The sequence below is a fragment of the Bacillus sp. FJAT-26390 genome, from assembly GCF_001682865.1.
Lineage (GTDB): Bacteria > Bacillota > Bacilli > Paenibacillales > Paenibacillaceae > Pristimantibacillus.
The window spans coordinates 289,298-304,659 of sequence record NZ_MAQX01000011.1; the positions used below are offsets into that span (position 1 = coordinate 289,298).

Annotated in this window: 13 protein-coding genes; 2 read left to right on the forward strand and 11 right to left on the reverse strand. The window is 46.1% G+C overall.

What is annotated here, in order from left to right; translation table 11 throughout:
• Positions 1-315: 315 nt before the first annotated feature.
• The 4 genes from A7975_RS34140 to A7975_RS12995 form a co-directional block, all read right to left on the reverse strand.
• Complete coding sequence (locus tag A7975_RS34140; RefSeq protein ID WP_218061014.1) at positions 316-1,545, reverse strand: eCIS core domain-containing protein; 1,230 nt, start codon at positions 1,543-1,545, stop codon at positions 316-318.
• A 125-nt stretch (positions 1,546-1,670) separates the two neighbouring features.
• Positions 1,671-3,359 carry a type 2 periplasmic-binding domain-containing protein gene (locus tag A7975_RS12985; protein ID WP_053377121.1) on the reverse strand — a complete coding sequence of 563 codons (1,689 nt, stop codon included), beginning with the start codon at positions 3,357-3,359 and terminating at the stop codon, positions 1,671-1,673.
• A gap of 80 nt (positions 3,360-3,439) precedes the next feature.
• Positions 3,440-5,074 (reverse strand): response regulator, encoded by a 1,635-nt coding sequence (locus A7975_RS12990; RefSeq protein ID WP_065385370.1) that lies wholly within the window; start codon positions 5,072-5,074, stop codon positions 3,440-3,442.
• A gap of 1 nt (position 5,075) precedes the next feature.
• Positions 5,076-6,887: a sensor histidine kinase gene (locus A7975_RS12995; RefSeq protein ID WP_053377123.1), complete on the reverse strand. Its 1,812-nt coding sequence runs from the start codon at positions 6,885-6,887 to the stop codon at positions 5,076-5,078.
• A gap of 144 nt (positions 6,888-7,031) precedes the next feature.
• On the opposite strand from A7975_RS12995, the gene A7975_RS13000 reads away from it, so the two are divergent.
• Together A7975_RS13000 and A7975_RS13005 are read left to right on the forward strand one after the other, a co-directional pair.
• Positions 7,032-7,982, forward strand: coding sequence for an ABC transporter permease (locus tag A7975_RS13000; protein WP_053377124.1), 951 nt, complete (start codon positions 7,032-7,034; stop codon positions 7,980-7,982).
• Between the two features lie 15 nt (positions 7,983-7,997).
• Positions 7,998-8,870, forward strand: a complete 873-nt coding sequence (locus tag A7975_RS13005) for a carbohydrate ABC transporter permease (RefSeq protein ID WP_053377125.1) — start codon at positions 7,998-8,000, stop codon at positions 8,868-8,870.
• 157 nt (positions 8,871-9,027) lie between these two features.
• On the opposite strand, the gene A7975_RS13010 is transcribed toward A7975_RS13005, so the two are convergent.
• The 7 genes from A7975_RS13010 to A7975_RS13040 form a co-directional block, all read right to left on the reverse strand.
• Positions 9,028-9,597, reverse strand: a complete 570-nt coding sequence (locus A7975_RS13010; protein WP_053377126.1) for a hypothetical protein — start codon at positions 9,595-9,597, stop codon at positions 9,028-9,030.
• A gap of 435 nt (positions 9,598-10,032) precedes the next feature.
• Entirely contained in the window at positions 10,033-10,377 is a 345-nt protein-coding gene (locus A7975_RS13015; RefSeq protein WP_053377127.1) for a DUF3243 domain-containing protein, read from the reverse strand.
• Between the two features lie 179 nt (positions 10,378-10,556).
• A complete protein-coding gene (locus A7975_RS13020) occupies positions 10,557-11,006 on the reverse strand; it encodes a GNAT family N-acetyltransferase (protein ID WP_082198175.1) in 450 nt (149 codons plus the stop codon).
• Between the two features lie 103 nt (positions 11,007-11,109).
• A complete protein-coding gene (locus A7975_RS13025; protein WP_053377128.1) occupies positions 11,110-11,592 on the reverse strand; it encodes a tetratricopeptide repeat protein in 483 nt (160 codons plus the stop codon).
• Positions 11,593-11,890: 298 nt separating this feature from the next.
• Positions 11,891-12,724, reverse strand: a complete 834-nt coding sequence (locus A7975_RS13030) for a carbohydrate ABC transporter permease (RefSeq protein WP_053377129.1) — start codon at positions 12,722-12,724, stop codon at positions 11,891-11,893.
• 19 nt (positions 12,725-12,743) lie between these two features.
• On the reverse strand, positions 12,744-13,634 hold the full coding sequence (locus A7975_RS13035; RefSeq protein WP_053377130.1) for a carbohydrate ABC transporter permease: 891 nt from the start codon (positions 13,632-13,634) through the stop codon (positions 12,744-12,746).
• Positions 13,635-13,726: 92 nt separating this feature from the next.
• Complete coding sequence (locus A7975_RS13040) at positions 13,727-15,088, reverse strand: ABC transporter substrate-binding protein (protein WP_053377909.1); 1,362 nt, start codon at positions 15,086-15,088, stop codon at positions 13,727-13,729.
• Positions 15,089-15,362 lie beyond the last annotated feature (274 nt).

Genomic DNA, 15,362 nt, shown 5'->3' on the forward strand with positions numbered 1-15,362 from the left:
GAGTCATTCGCGTCTCGCTTCGGTTGCGTGGTTCGCCATTTGTAATGGCTGGATCTTGGGCATTCCTGCAATCGCCTTTTTAACCGTAAAATATCTCCTCCACGTGTCACTCCTACCGCCATGATAACATGACGTTATTTTTGAGTGTCCTACATAAAGGGGATAAGTTCACAGGACTGTATGCGCCCTTCGCTTGCCCGATTAAGGCAAGCGGCTGCAAAACCATATCGCATGGTTCAGTATTCAGGACAGGTCAGGGCCCATCGTTCCAGACTGCCGCACTAAGCGCAATAACAGCATCCGGCCGCCGAAGCATTACTTCGTCCCTCTAGCATTCTCTACCCATTCCGTTCCGCTCCAAATCAGATTGCCTTTGTAAATCAGCGTCGTCTTATCCTTCTTCACCCATATTTTAAAGCCCCAGCCGACATGGCCCGTATTATCCGCTCCATAATATCTTTTCGTTCGGCTGTCATAATATACTTTGCCCTTTGGCGAATGAGCGCGATCGGTGCAATCGTACTCCGCGGTATCCTCTTCCCACTCATTGAGATCCGCAATAGTTGCGGCATCGCCTTCCACCATTCCGCCTGAGGTAGGACGGTTCTCCGGCACCGAAACGTCGTCTGAACGGGACTCCTTTTCCTCATTTTCCATACTGCTTCCACTACCACTACTGCTGCTGCTGCTGCTGCTGCTGCTACTGCTGCTGCTGCTGCTGCTACTGCTGCTACTCGATGCCTCATCCGTCGGCCTCGGCCTCGCTAAGCCGGGGTTCTCCTTGTAATATTGAAACACTTCCTCCGCACGGCCCTCGAACCTCGTACTTTTCAAAATTATCGCGATTTGGGAGTACCATTCACTAACCTCTCCCTCCGGTCCGCGCCATGCTTTTTGAATAAACTTCAAAACATCGCCGCCGATAAACTGCATTGGCGCATCAGCTTTCATTTGGATCGCTGCGGAAGCGACCGAAGATTGCTCAAGCTGCTCCGGTCCTCCGGCAGCTTGGTTTGCCTTCATCCCCATCACATCAGCTTCATGCTCCAAGCCGGCATCGTCGTTTATGGAAGCATCCTTCAGCTGAACCGTCGGCTTGACGCGGCCTTGCTTCTGCTGCGCTACATGCCATGCCTCATGCGGCAAATGCCGCTCCTGCCCGGGACCGATATGAATATCCGTGCCCTGCGCGTATGCCAGTGCGTTCACTTCAGACGGCTTGGAGGAATTATAGTGTACTTTGACATCGTCCATCGCAAGCCCGGAGAGGCTCTCGACGCCTGTTTTTAATTGATCGGGCAGGCCCGTTTGGTTTCTTTCCCGCTGAATCGGCTCTGGCCGCTTGCTTCCCGCTCCAGACCGAAGAAGCTGCGTGACTGCGCGGTTCCCTATCTTGCTTTGCAGCTGCAGCAAGTTATGCGGCTGCATGGCGGATGGTTGTGACAGATTAGCTTCAGCAGATGCCGAAACATGTAAGGAAGCCGGAGAAGCGGTCTCGGTGCGCGGCTTCGCAGATGTATTTTTATCCGTAATGCGAGATGTCACATCAGGCACCAGCTTTCTAATAAATGGAATAATAAATTCATAGTATCATATACGGATAATTCCATAAAGCGCAAAAAAACACGCCAAATCCGGCGTGTTCCTTGCGGTTCGTTTTGACTATTCCATTATTTTGTAACGGACTTGAACCAATCATTAACTTCCTTCGTAACTTGGTCGCCGCCGTTGGACTTCCAGCTAGCAACGAACTCGTCATAAGCATCGATTGGCAATTTGCCATAGATGATTTTGTTGAACGTCTCCATTTCAGACTGGCGCAATAGATTCCATTTCGAAATCATCGTTGGCGTTGCCGCACCCGTGAAATAGTTTTGTTTGCGGATGTCGATTTGCGACATAACCACTTTTGCTGCATACCAGTTTTCCGGTTTACGGAACTCAGCAAGCTGCTTCTCGTAAGGTGTTTCCGGTTTATTGCCTTCCGCAAGCTTAACTAGCGTTTGCATATAAAGGGTTGGTATGCGGGCAGGTCCCGTAATGTAAGGGAAATCATTAAAGAAATCTTTGATTTTGTCTTTGTTGCTCGTAGGCTGTCCGTCCACGATATCCCAGTCATAGCCTTGGGCAAAGCCATATTCAAATTTGCTGCCGACAGCCGGATTCGCTAGGTTATCAAGCAGGAAGTTGTAATAAAGGAAAATCGCTTCCGGATGTTTAGCGTCCTTATTGATCATGATACTGCTGTTAACACCTGAGTTTTGCCATTTGGTGCCCATCAAGCCGTCTGGGCCGGCAGGAACCGGATAAGCTTTGTATTTTGATCCCGGTACGTTTTTCAACAAGTCTGGAGCTGGCCAGTCCGGTACCCAGTTCGCGCCAGGCAAAATGCCCGCGTTGCCTTTTGTCCAAATTTCAGCGGATTTGCCTTCATCCCACAAAGCGGCGTCAGGGTGGATATACCCTTTGTTCATCCATTCTTGCAGCTTCGCAAGCGCGTTTTTAGCGCCTGGATTAATGGAACCATATTCAAGATTGCCGTTTGCGTCCTTGTTCCATTGCTCCTCTACCGTGCCATATGCTCCGAATAACCAATCCAGCGAGCCCATCCATGTGTTTGTATTATTTTTCAAAGAAACAGCAAGCGGATATACGTCTTTTGGAGCCAACCCGTCAGGGTTCTCGTTTTTGAATTTGTCCAAAACGACTTCCAGTTCTGCAATCGTCGTAGGCGCTTTCAGGTTCAGCTTCTCCATCCAGTCTTCACGGAACCACAACACCGTATCGTCATTGTCCGTATACTCTAGGATCGGAAGGTTGTATTTCTTGCCGTCTCTCGTGAAAGGATACCATAGTTCCGGGTTTTGCTCCGTATGGTCCTTCCAAATTTTGTTGGCGTATTTCGCGAACAGCTCATCAATCGCAATAAATTGACCGGAATCGATCAGTTGGTTAGTGAGGACAGCGTCCGTTGGTACAGGTACAAAATCAGGCAGCTTCTCGCCGGATGCGATCGCCAGCTGCAGCTTTTGTTTATATTGGTCACTGCCTGCCGGATACCAGTTGTCTTTATATTTCAAGCCAAATTGCTCCAACATCCAGCGGTCATGAACGTTGTTTTCCTTTGTTTCGTCCTTGATATACTTCTTCGGCATTAATACCGTGCTAATTTCAATTGGCGGATCGTATTTACCAAGGTCAAATCCCGACGCGGCTGCGGTTGGCGATGTGCTCGCTTCATTCGTTGCCGCTTCTTCCTTTTTCCCATTTCCGTTCCCCGCATTATTTCCGCTGCAAGCGGTGATCACAACAAGTGCCATAACCACGAGCAACAGCCATGGTTTTCTGAATGTACTCATTTTTCATTTCCCCCTACGATGTAAGATCACTACAAGTGTAACTCTACCAATTAGCCGGGCAGGGGATCTATAGGATTATGTTAGTTTTCATAAGAATCTGTTAGGCTGTTATTTCCGTCCCGATAATCTTGGGGCGTTACGCCGAACTGGCGTTTAAACACTTTGATAAAGTAAGCCGGGTCCAAATAACCAACCTCCATGCTTATTTCATATACCTTTTTTTCGGTCGCCCTAAGCAAATGGCAGGCACGGTCCATACGGAGCGAGGCGACGTAATTGCTTATCCCTTCCCCCGTTTCGATCTTATAAATTTTCGACAAATGGGTAGGATGAAGGTTTACGTGATCAGCCAGCGTACGCAAAGATACGTCCAGATGCAAGTTTTTCTCCACAAACTGCTGGGTCTTCATCACATAAAGGGAACGGAAATCTTTAATTTCATTCGATGTCCCCTCCTTCAGCTTGCCAAGCACGCCGATCGACCATTTGCGAAGCTTGTTGATCGAACTGAAAGCCTCGCCGCTTTGCAAGGGCTGAATCTCTTCCCCCAGCAGTTTAGTTAGCGTACGGCCGTTCCGATGCGCAAGATGGGTGAAGGATGACGCGATTAAAAATCCAGCCTCCATGCAGTGCTCCAACGATTCGGACCAGCGCTCGTCGAGCTCAGTAAATACGGCGGAAAGCTTCTCTTCGGCTGCATCCCAGCGCCCAGCCTCCAGCAGATTAATCAAGGTAGGCGGCTGATAGATCGCATCCAGAGCCCCTTGGGAATCATTTTGCTCCAGCTCGCCAACACGCATAACAAACTCGCGCTCGTCCCCTACGATTTGCATAAAATAAGCCGACGCCTGCCGATAACGCTCCGAAAGCTGCTCCGGAAGCTTGAACCACTCCGTCATGACAATCGACAACGATCCTTTCAGAAATTGCTTGACCTTATACTGAAGCTGGATGGCAAGCTTCTCCAAAATCGTCTCTTTCCCTACCTCGGAGTGGCCTGCCTTGAGCTGAATAAGAAAAGCAAGATAACCATGCTCCTCCTTAACGCCCCATACTTCGGCAAATTCCCCAATGATCTCCTCGGCCATGTTGACGATCGCATATTCCATCAGCTGCTGCCCATTGTTTTTATATTGCTCAAATTCCTCTTCCATCCGAACCAGCAGCAAGGCGCTGTCGCCGCAGCTAAAAGGCAAGCCGTAACTCACAAGCTTTCGGTTCCATTCCTCAATGGACATCCGTTGACCGTGCAGCGCATCCAGAAGAAGCTGGCCGCGAAGCAGCGGCAAATTTTCCCGCAGCGTGTTCTCGGTCCGCTCGAAGGAGCTGATGCTCTCCCACTCCGCCGTCAACTGATCAATTGCTGTTTTTACTGCGCCAAACAGTTCAGTATCGGTAGGCGGTTTAAGCAAATAGTCCACCGCTTGGTTGCGGAGCGCTTCCTTCGTAAATTCAAAATCGGAATGGCCCGATAAAATAATGCATTTTATTTTTTTATCACGCAAGCGAATACGCTCTATAAGTTCAATGCCCGTCATCTCCGGCATAATAATATCCGAAATGACAATATCAATCGGATGCGTCTCCAAAATTTGCAGCGCCTCGCGGCCAGAATAAGCTTTATGGACCTGTTCAATCCCAAGCTTATGCCATGGCTTGTGCATGGATAAGTTATCTACCCAGTGAGCTTCATCGTCTACTATGATCATCTGCATGTCATATGTCCCCTTTTATCGTTGGATGTTGTAGTTGTTGTCCAGAGGCCGTCTCCCATTTGATCTCTGTCCGAAAACCGCCTAGAAGTGATTTCGAGAAATATACATAAGAATTTTCACCAAATAGATGGATAATACGTTGATTGGTATTCCAAAGACCGCAGCCCATTTCCTCTTGCAAAGGCTCATGCATTTTACGATTCAGCGCCTCCTGCGGCTCGGCACCCATACCGGGCCCATCGTCATCGATATAAATTCTGCAGTAGCCGTCTAACCTTTCGCCGGTAATTCGAATTTCACCTGATGAATAAGATTTCCCCACGCCATGGATGACGGCATTTTCCACGATTGGCTGCAGCATCAGTCGCGGAACCTGTTGGCTGTGCATCTCCTCGGGGATATCGATCGTGTAATGGATTCTCCCGTTACGAAGCTTTTGGATTTCCAAATAGTTGACGATAAGTTTGATTTCCTCGCTTAAAGTAGACGTTTGCCGCTCCATTCGGGTTGTATAACGGTAATAGGAGCTCAAATTATACGCCATCGACACAACGGCTTCCTCGTCCTTCATCTGCGCCATATTAATAATATATCCGAGGCAGTTATAAAGGAAATGGGGATTTATTTGCGCCTGCAGCTGCTTTAAGGTTGCTTCCCTGACACGCAGCTTTTCATTAAGCACGTTCTCAATTAAGCTTTGGATTTGCCTCGACATGTCGTTAAACCGATAAAACAAGAAGGAAAACTCGTTGTTGACGTTGGACTTGATCTGCACCGAGAAATCCCCGCGCTGTACGCTTTGCAAGCCTTGAATGAGCTTTCTGATCGGACGTTGGACGTTCCGGTACAGCAATACGGATGCAGAAATGCCGACGACAAATAACAGTACCATCGATACATAAAATAAATTGCGGCTGAACGAAATAGGCCCCATGATTTGATCCAGCGGAACGATATCAACAAGATACCAATCGAGTTGCGGCGATTTTACGGCGCTGACCAAATAATTTTCGCCCTCCAGCCTCACGACCTTCTGCATCGTATCCTCTAGCCTATGCTTGTCTAAATATGCAATGAGCTCGGCTGACAACGATTTGGAAGCGCTTCGATTTAAAATCGGAGCTTCACCCTGATGGTAAAATAACGGATCGCCTTGCCCGCCCGCTTTATACGTATCCAGCATGTTTTGAATATTCTCATGGCCGAAGCTGGCTTCTACGACTAGATTGCTTCCTCTAAGCGTCCCCTGTTGACCGAAGGTATCGGTATAAAACCAATGAAACGATTTATGCTCGCCTTCAGGTACGATCTCGCCATCGCCGTATGTCCATTTTCCCGTCATATTCCTTTTGAGATACTCCTCGTCATAGGAGGCAGGGTTATTGTAGTTGGAAATAATCTCTTTGTTTTGCTGCGAATATACCGTATATTTAACCGGCCAAATGTTCATAACCCCAGACTGCAAAGCCATCTTCTCCTGCACAACATATCTGGTTTGCATCTGATCGTAGCCATCATCCCAAATATTTAAGCCATTGAACTTCTCAACGTTCGGGTCTCTCGAGAAGGTAATGATAAAGTCCATCGTTTGATTAATCCGTGAATCGATTTGACTAGATAAGAAGGATAGCTGTTTCGTGTTTGAAACCTGAAGCTCCTTGCTGATCACATCTAATGCGATCTGGTTCGAATATGTAAACATGATAATAATCGGAATGAACAAAATGATGATCAACCCGTTCATTTTGGCAAACAAGCTGAATCTTGCACCCATTTTTCTACGGATAAACGAAATCCCTCTACTCAGTACCATAACTGACCCCTCCATCAAATATCCCTAACAAAACCCTATCGATCCTAACAATATCCTATAGTTCGATGGCTGATCTTGTTGATACTATATATATCAGGGTTTCTCAGAATACACAAATGAGTTTTTATGGAACAGGAGAGAGCTATGGACACAAATACGACTAAACAACTGAGCCTTAAGAGCACTCGGCGTGAGAAAACAAAAGGCGGCTACAAGCAGCCTTGGATGCTTCATTTTATGGTTTTGCCGGCTGTCCTATTGGTTTTCGTCTTTTCTTATTTGCCCATGACGGGCATCGTCATGGCATTTCAAGATTATAAAGCAGGGCTCGGCATTTCCGGTTCCCCGTGGGTCGGCCTTAAACATTTTCGCTATATGCTGGAAAATGAATATTTTTTACAGATTACATGGAATACCCTTCTCTTTGCTTGCAGCAAAATTGTAATGAATTTGTTTATTCCGTTTATTTTCGCCTTATTGCTGAACGAGGTTAGAAATTCAGGGCTGAAACGGGGCATTCAAACGCTCGTTTACCTGCCTCACTTTCTGTCCTGGGTCACGCTTGCAGGTATTCTCATTGATGTGCTTGCCCAGACCGGTCTCATCAATCAATTTCTATCGAATGTATTCGGCATCAAGCCCATCTTCTTCTTAGGCGATGGCAATTGGTTCCGATTTGTAATCATATCAAGCGACGTATGGAAGGAATTTGGCTTCAATACCATTATTTTTCTAGCTGCGCTGGCAGGCATTAATCCCGCGCTTTACGAAGCCGCTGAGGTTGATGGGGCGAGCCGCTGGAAGCAAACGATGCATCTGACCATACCTTCTCTTATACCGATCGCTATCGTTGTTGCGACTTTGGCGCTAGGCAACGTACTGAATGCGAACTTTGACCAGGTGTTCAACTTATACAGCCCACTGATTTATAAGCAGGGAGATATTATCGATACTTTCGTTTATCGTGAAGGTCTGCTGAGCGGGCAATTCAGCTTCGCTACAGCGGTTGGCCTGTTCAAATCATTAATCAGCCTTATTCTAATTATCATATCCTACCGACTTGCCTATAAATTGGCCGGCTATCGCATCTTCTAGAAAGGGGGACCACCTATGTACCACAAAACGTTATCTTATCGTATTTTCACGATTTTCAACAATGTCTTTTTGGCTACGATATCTGTTCTCTGCTTGCTGCCGCTCTACCACTTGCTGATGGTCTCCTTAAGCTCAACCGCGCCTGCCAACGCTGGCTTGGTTACGTTTTGGCCGATCGGCTTTACATTTGAGGCCTATGCCAAAACGTTTGACAACGCCAACTTCCTCTCGTCCCTTTGGGTATCCGTGCAGCGGACCGTACTCGGAACGGCGATGGCGATGTTCGTCAATCTCATAGCGGCATACGCCCTCTCCAAGGATACCCGCGTATTCCGTGCTCGCAACATTTATCTCTGGTATTTTGTCATTACGATGTTGTTCAGCGGAGGCTTGATCCCGGGTTATATCCTGATCCTGAAGCTTGGCCTTATGAATTCACTGTTCGCGCTTATTCTTCCGGGCATGGTAGCGGTGTTTAATATCATTTTGCTGCTTAACTTCTTCCGCACCGTACCTAAGGATCTTGAAGAAGCTGCCTTTATGGATGGTGCAGGCCATTTCCGCTCATTCTTCACCATCTATTTGCCCATCTCCTTGCCAGCCATTGCGACGGTTTCCTTATTTACGATGGTCGGCCATTGGAACGCTTATTTTGACGGTTTGATCTATATTAAAGAAGCTGAAAGGCTGCCGCTCGCCAGCTTCATGCAGACGATTATCGTGCAAGCCGATTTGACGAAGTTTGATCCTGCAATGGTAGCTAATATGTCTCAGCGTACCATTCGCGCATCGCAAATTTTTATCGGTGCTTTGCCCATCCTGCTCGTTTACCCTTTCCTGCAGCGTTACTTTGTTAAAGGCATAACGATTGGTGCGGTTAAGGAATAGGAAATAAACAAAACCCGCATGTTGCGATCACGCAGCCTGCGGGTTTTGTCTATTCTGATTTTACAGCCCATTCACACGAATTAGGTTAATCCGCTTGAATTTTGCAAAACGATTCGCCATCCATCCGGGTCCGAAATGCGTATATGACCAAAAAAATCTATTCATAGCCACCCTCGGATTCGGGCAGCTTTTTGTATTCCTCTTTTGCCTCAACGATTTGCTGGATGAAGCTGCGCAGCTCCAACATTTGCTTGGCATCGTTCGTTATTTCGCAGTGCTTGTCCGTCCATGTAAATATTTTCGTTTCACCATTCACATTGATTTCCCAGCTGTCTTCACTATAGGGGACAACCTCACAGCCTACGCTGGCGGGCATTAGCTCTTTCGCTCCCATAATGTTTATTTCTCTCATTTTCGCATAGATGCTGCGCTTCTCTTCCAACGTAAACGTAACTTTTGCAGATGCCGTCCCGTTCATGATTAAATCCTTTGTTACCGTACCTTGGAACGTATTAATCTCATTTTTATTAACCTCGCCATAACCAAACCGAACCATAAAATCAAAGTTGCCGGGCATATCTTTGGGCATCTTATTTGCTTCATTCACCTTTATAGCTGTCTGCTGTTTGATTATCGTTGCAGCTTCCCCATCATTTTCCGAGTCTTTTTCAACGCTGCAACCACTCACCCACAGCAATATAAACAAAATAGCGTATAATCGCTTCAATATTATGCCTCCCTAATTATTCACATGCGAAAGATAAGACGAAGCTGGGAGACTTTTGCTGCGCAATGCTAACCCTTTAACTTCATCACCTCTAGGCAATGGGTCCAACCCATCCGTTTATGCGAGGTAGCTTCCTATTCCCAAAACCCATTTTACCACAACTTCTGAAACCTATGTTTTATTGGAAAATAACGGGACTTTTTCTTGTTATCGTCGCCATTATGAATTGCCGCGCGCCGGCCGGAATAAGGCTGCTGTTTCCTCGAAGCAGCCAAGCATCAAGGGGCCTCTAATATGGAGAGTTCAGCCCCCCGCTCCAATAATTAACATAACGATGCATTGCCAATTAATGTTGCAAAACCACCACCTCCAACCATAAAAAAAGAGGCAGTCGCAAAGGTTCTTACCCCTTCGCTACTGCCCCTTGATAATGCCTTACCCTTCTGACTGCGCCAGCTTCACCAACAAGTGAGCCAGCTTATGCTGCTCCTCTTCGGTACCGACTTTCCAAAGCTCCTGCAGAAGCTTTTCCTCCCGATTGCGAGGATCTTCATGCTTCGCTAAATAACCTGCAACCTTCTGCGCAACTAAGGCTAGCTGCTCCTCGTTTAATCCCACATTCTCAGCCAGCTCGATTCGCTTGGCGAGATAGCTTTTAAATTCTCCGAAGTTTTGTAAAATTTCATCCTTTTTCCCCGAGTCCATACGGTCCAGCGTTTGATCGATTTTGCCGAGCGACAGCTCGCCGTCTTTATCCACCACATGATTATACTCCGACATAATGGTTCCTCCTTGTTTATGTATTGGTATTGGTTTGTTATTCTTATACCCTATCCTGCCACTAACCAATCACTTCTATGTCCAGCTATGCTTTTTTTGGCATTTTCCGCATAAAAAAAGACCGCTAACAGCGGTCTCCCTCTCAAGCTTGAATCCATAACATACCTTCGATTGGTTCCTCACGGCAATTGCAGCAAACGTACGATTTCGCCATCGATTGCGTCATCACTCACTTTTTTGAATCCCAATGACTCATACAACCTTGCCGCAATATCGTTATGGGGTCTGTGGCCAATCATCAGTCTTTTACAATTCAAAGAATCAGTCATATAAGCAACCAACTTCTCCATCGCTGCCCGGCCATAACCTTTGCCCTGATCGTTCTCGTCAATCATAAGGGCCGGAATCCAGAAGTTTCCGTTCTCGTCAGCCGTAACGCAATAAACGATAAAACCGATCACGGTATCCTCCAAATAAACAGCACGCAATTCAAAATTCTTAACGTATTTGGACTCCGCTATCCAGTAAACGACAGGTGCCGGAAACACAGCAAGCTGCTCTTCAGTTACCTTAAGGTTCGTGCAAGCAAACCAATTTTCCTCGCTCACTGTTTTCAAACGAATAGGCAATACGCATTCCTCCCGAAAAATAATAAACCAATCGTATCATACGAAGCATCGTTTTTCTGGGAATAAATGCTTATACTCGTTTGCTGCTCCCCATTGCAATCGATTAATTCCAGGTCTGATCGAGCTTGTCCGCATAAAAGTGAATAGCTTTCTTATAAGCTTGAATGCCTTCATCATCACTCGTATCCGCTAATTGCTTGAGCAAAATCTCCATAGCTCGTCCGTAATCCTTCATATTATATAAGGTCATCGCGTAGAAAACTTGAAACTCTCTTCGCTCCGGATATTGTTTTATCGCATCCTCAAAGACGCTTAACGCATTTTCATACATGCCAAGAGTACGATAAGTGCTTCCTAATCCTAAAAACGCTCCTTGCCTTTCTTCACCGGACAAACCTAGTTCAATGGCGATAATGTAATAGGATACTGCGCCTCGCTCTAAAGTCATTACATCATGCACCCAAGCGAGCTGATACCATACCGATGGGTTACGCGGCTCATCTCTTGCCAAATCAAACAGTATCGTTTTCGCTTCCTCAAGCCGTCCTGCTTCCCGTAATTTTATCGCTTTCGTTAAAAGATCCATACCGATCACTCCTTTGCACTAAGATTGAACGCAACTATTTCAAGCCTTTCCTTACGCCAATCATTTTTTACTCTCTGCTGATCATTATCGGAGCATCGTTTACGATTTATTAATCATTCTACATCTAATTTTAAAGGGTTTTTACCTATCTGGCTATTGGTCTAAAACTATAATGCAGGCGCTTATTTCTATGCAACTGCTTCCAAATTCCCGCTCGCCCTAGGCGCATCAAAGCACACAAAAAAACATGCCCAAGCAGGCATGTTTAATTATGATATCGCATGTTATCCTTACTCGCTTACCCTTTCGTCCCGCCTTGCAGGCCAAACCCTTTCGACATAAACTGCTGGGAGAGAATATACATCACAACCGAAGGAATTGCGTACAGCACAGAAAACGCCGCTAACTGCCCATACTCCACCATGCCGTATTGTCCAAAAAACTGATACAGCTTCAATGAAGCCGGGAAATTCTCAGGTGTTTGCAACAAAATATACGGGACAAAGAAATTGCCCCAGCTCCCCGAAAAGGTGAAAATGGCTACCGTGCAAATGCCCGGAACCATTAATGGCGCAACCACCTTGCGAATGCCAACGAAAACAGAAGCTCCGTCGACCCATGCCGCTTCTTCCAAATCATTCGGCACCGAATCCATAAAGTTTTTCAGCATCCAAATGCCATACGGCATCGAGGAAGCGACATAAAATAAAATGACGCCAAAAATATTATCATACAATTTAAGGCTCAGAAACAATTGATAAACCGGTACCATAACAGCCGTAATCGGCAAGGACGTCATAAATAATATCGTCAGCATAAAAGACTTCTTATATTTCATTTGATAACGAGACAACGGATATGCCGCAAGCAGCGCCAATAGGACGACGAGGATAGCTTGGCCAACCGACATGATCAAGCCAATCACATATGCGCGCTGATTGACACGGTTAGTGATGACATCCCAATAGTTTCCTCCGGTGAACTTATTTGGCATTTTGAGCGATTGCATGGCATTGGTATCGATTGACGCGACAAAAACCCATAAAAGCGGCAGTAAGAAACAAACCCCGATCAAAGTAAGAATCGTATACGGCAGGACTCGATAAATCAATTTGCGATGTTTCGCATTCATACGAAGTCTCCTTGTACATTTACTCTTTCATCGAGCGAATATAGAACAAGCTAAGTATAATACCTATTAAGAGCAGCAATAAGGATATGGCTGTTCCATAGCCAAGCTGATAGTTAACAAAGGCTTGATTATACATAAAGATCGGCAGCGTCGTGGTTGAAGTTCCCGGCCCGCCGCCGGTCATCGCGTAGATGAGACCGAATACCCCGAGCGTCTGCAGCGTCACAAGCATCATGTTTGTCGTGATCGTATCTTTTATGTAGGGAATCGTAATTTTCGTTAAAATCTGCCACCCCGATGCCCCGTCCACAACTGCCGCTTCTTCAATCTCCGTAGGCACATCATCCAGCGCTGCTTGAAACACTAACATGGAGAATGCAGTACCGTGCCAAATGTTAGCCAGTATAATCGTGACCATCGGAACCGTATACAGCCAGAGCACTTCCGGAAGCCCAAATGAAGTAATGATTGCATTAAGCGTGCCTTCATCCCCAAAAAAGCTGTACAGGCACAATGCGCATACGATTTCAGGTGTAACCCATCCTGCTAACACGATCGTTCCAACGACGCGCCGGAACAGCTTATTTTTCTGTTTCATTAGAAGCGCAATCAGAAATCCTAACACCTGTTGGCCTATAACAGCAGACCCTATCAAAAAAATAAGCGTATTCCAAATGCTGACTCTGACCGTCGGATCTTCAAACATGCGCGTATAGTTATCGATCCCGATAAATTTAAGCTCTCTAGCCGCTTCCCCTGTTAAGGCTAAATTCGTGAAGGAATAAAAGAACGTCAACAGAATCGGATAGATGAAAAAAACGAGCATAATCGCAATCGATGGAAGTAAAAAATAGAGCCACGCATATGATTTTCTTTTCTTCATGAGAACATTACCCGTCAAGCTGCTCATGCATCGTTCTCCTCCCGCATGCTGAAAATCAAAAAAAGCGGATGCTCAAGCAAACCCGCTTAATTGGATCTGCTTGAGCAAGCTTTTCACTTTTATTTTTCGATTACATGATCTTTGCCTACAATTCTGGTTACATCCTGCGCATACTTTTTCAGCGCATCTGCCGGAGACGTTCCCGTAGTCACAGATTCAACCATCGTTTGGATTTGGGTAGAAACCTCAGGATATTTATCCTGTGCCGGTCTAAATTCCGCATTTTTCAAATACTCCGTCGCGATTTCATTAAACGGCATTTTCGTATACCCAGGATCCTTGGCCACGTCGGCACGGACGGTGATGTTGCCTGAAGCAATAACGAGCTTTTGGGTATTCTCTTTGCCTAATGCATATTTGATAAAGTCCCATGCCTCGTCTTTGTGCTGCGCATTGCTAGGGATAGATAACGCCCAGCCGCCAGCAAGCGTAATCGATCCAGGCGCTTGCCCTTTGCTCGTCGGCATTGGCGCAAAGCCTAACACATCTTTATATTCCGGCCACGGTGAAGCGCCCGTATCAAAATAGTTGCCCGTAATCCATGAGCCGTCCAACGAAATACCAAGCTTGCCCTGCGGCAAATATTCACGTGAGGAAGTATTGCCTGCCTGACCATTCAATACTTTAGAAAGCGGCGGTCCAAGCTTCTCCTTGTTAACCGTCTCAATGAAGCTCAGCGCATCCAATATGCCTTGACTCTTAATGATCCATTTACTGCTGTCATTATCGTAGAGTCTCTCTCCTGTTCCGTAGAGGAGCATTTCATAGGTTTGCATGGATGTTGCTTCCCCGGTAGCTTTGCCAAGGTTCATCCAGATCGGAACAACGCCTTCACCGGCTTTTTCCTTAATCGTTCTTGCAGCACTCAGGACATCATCCCATGATTTGGGCTGCCAATCCTCAGGTAAACCTGCATTTTTGAAAATGTCTTTGTTGTACCAGAGACCCCGGGAATCGGTGTTGTAAGGTACGCCGTACACTTTCCCGTCGCTTGCCGTAACCCCTTTTTTCATCGCTTCAATGAAAGAACCGTTGGTCCAGTCTTCCCAACCTTTTAATCTCTCATCTAAAGGCTCCAAAAATCCTGCGCTTGCATCGGAATTCAAAATAAACGTATCCTCCGTTACAATATCAGGCGCCGTATCCTTGGATTTTAGCGCTAGAGCAATTTTGGCAAAATAATCGCCTTCAGAAGCTTGAATCGGCGTTGGCTTGATTTCCACATTTTTGTTCGGATAACTGGCGGATATTTCCTTAATCCATTTATAAAGCACGCCTTCCTCACCGATACCGTCATCTCTATACGTAATCGTTATCGTTTTCTTTGTCGTCTGGGTATTCCCTTCCCCTGTCTGTGTATTAGCGGGTTCGTTTGTCGTTTCCTTATTACTCGTACAACCGAATAACAAAGTAACGCACATGATAGCTGCTGTGATCAGAATAAATTTTCTTTTACTCGTTCTCACTTTTTCCCCTCCTTCGTTTGTTTACTGCTAGTTGACCGTAAAAGGAATTATATGTACGCGCTTTCTAGATGTATGGTTTATGCTTATTTAAATAACCGGATTAATATTCGAACTTTTCACCTGCCCACGGACAATCCGTAATTTTAGACATAAGCTTATCCATTAAAACAACAAAAACCACTCCCAAAGGAAGCGGTTTTTGTTGTTTTATGGATAAGCTTACAAGCCG

What these genes read in the sequence shown, in the direction of transcription:
- A7975_RS12985 (WP_053377121.1), bottom strand. Translation starts at nt 3,359, where the DNA reads ATGAGTACATTCAGAAAACCATGGCTGTTGCTCGTGGTTATGGCACTT.
- A7975_RS12990 (WP_065385370.1), bottom strand. Translation starts at nt 5,074, where the DNA reads ATGCAGATGATCATAGTAGACGATGAAGCTCACTGGGTAGATAACTTA.
- A7975_RS12995 (WP_053377123.1), bottom strand. Translation starts at nt 6,887, where the DNA reads ATGGTACTGAGTAGAGGGATTTCGTTTATCCGTAGAAAAATGGGTGCA.
- A7975_RS13000 (WP_053377124.1), top strand. Translation starts at nt 7,032, where the DNA reads ATGGACACAAATACGACTAAACAACTGAGCCTTAAGAGCACTCGGCGT.
- A7975_RS13005 (WP_053377125.1), top strand. Translation starts at nt 7,998, where the DNA reads ATGTACCACAAAACGTTATCTTATCGTATTTTCACGATTTTCAACAAT.
- A7975_RS13015 (WP_053377127.1), bottom strand. Translation starts at nt 10,377, where the DNA reads ATGTCGGAGTATAATCATGTGGTGGATAAAGACGGCGAGCTGTCGCTC.
- A7975_RS13025 (WP_053377128.1), bottom strand. Translation starts at nt 11,592, where the DNA reads ATGGATCTTTTAACGAAAGCGATAAAATTACGGGAAGCAGGACGGCTT.
- A7975_RS13030 (WP_053377129.1), bottom strand. Translation starts at nt 12,724, where the DNA reads ATGAATGCGAAACATCGCAAATTGATTTATCGAGTCCTGCCGTATACG.
- A7975_RS13035 (WP_053377130.1), bottom strand. Translation starts at nt 13,634, where the DNA reads ATGAGCAGCTTGACGGGTAATGTTCTCATGAAGAAAAGAAAATCATAT.
- A7975_RS13040 (WP_053377909.1), bottom strand. Translation starts at nt 15,088, where the DNA reads ATGTGCGTTACTTTGTTATTCGGTTGTACGAGTAATAAGGAAACGACA.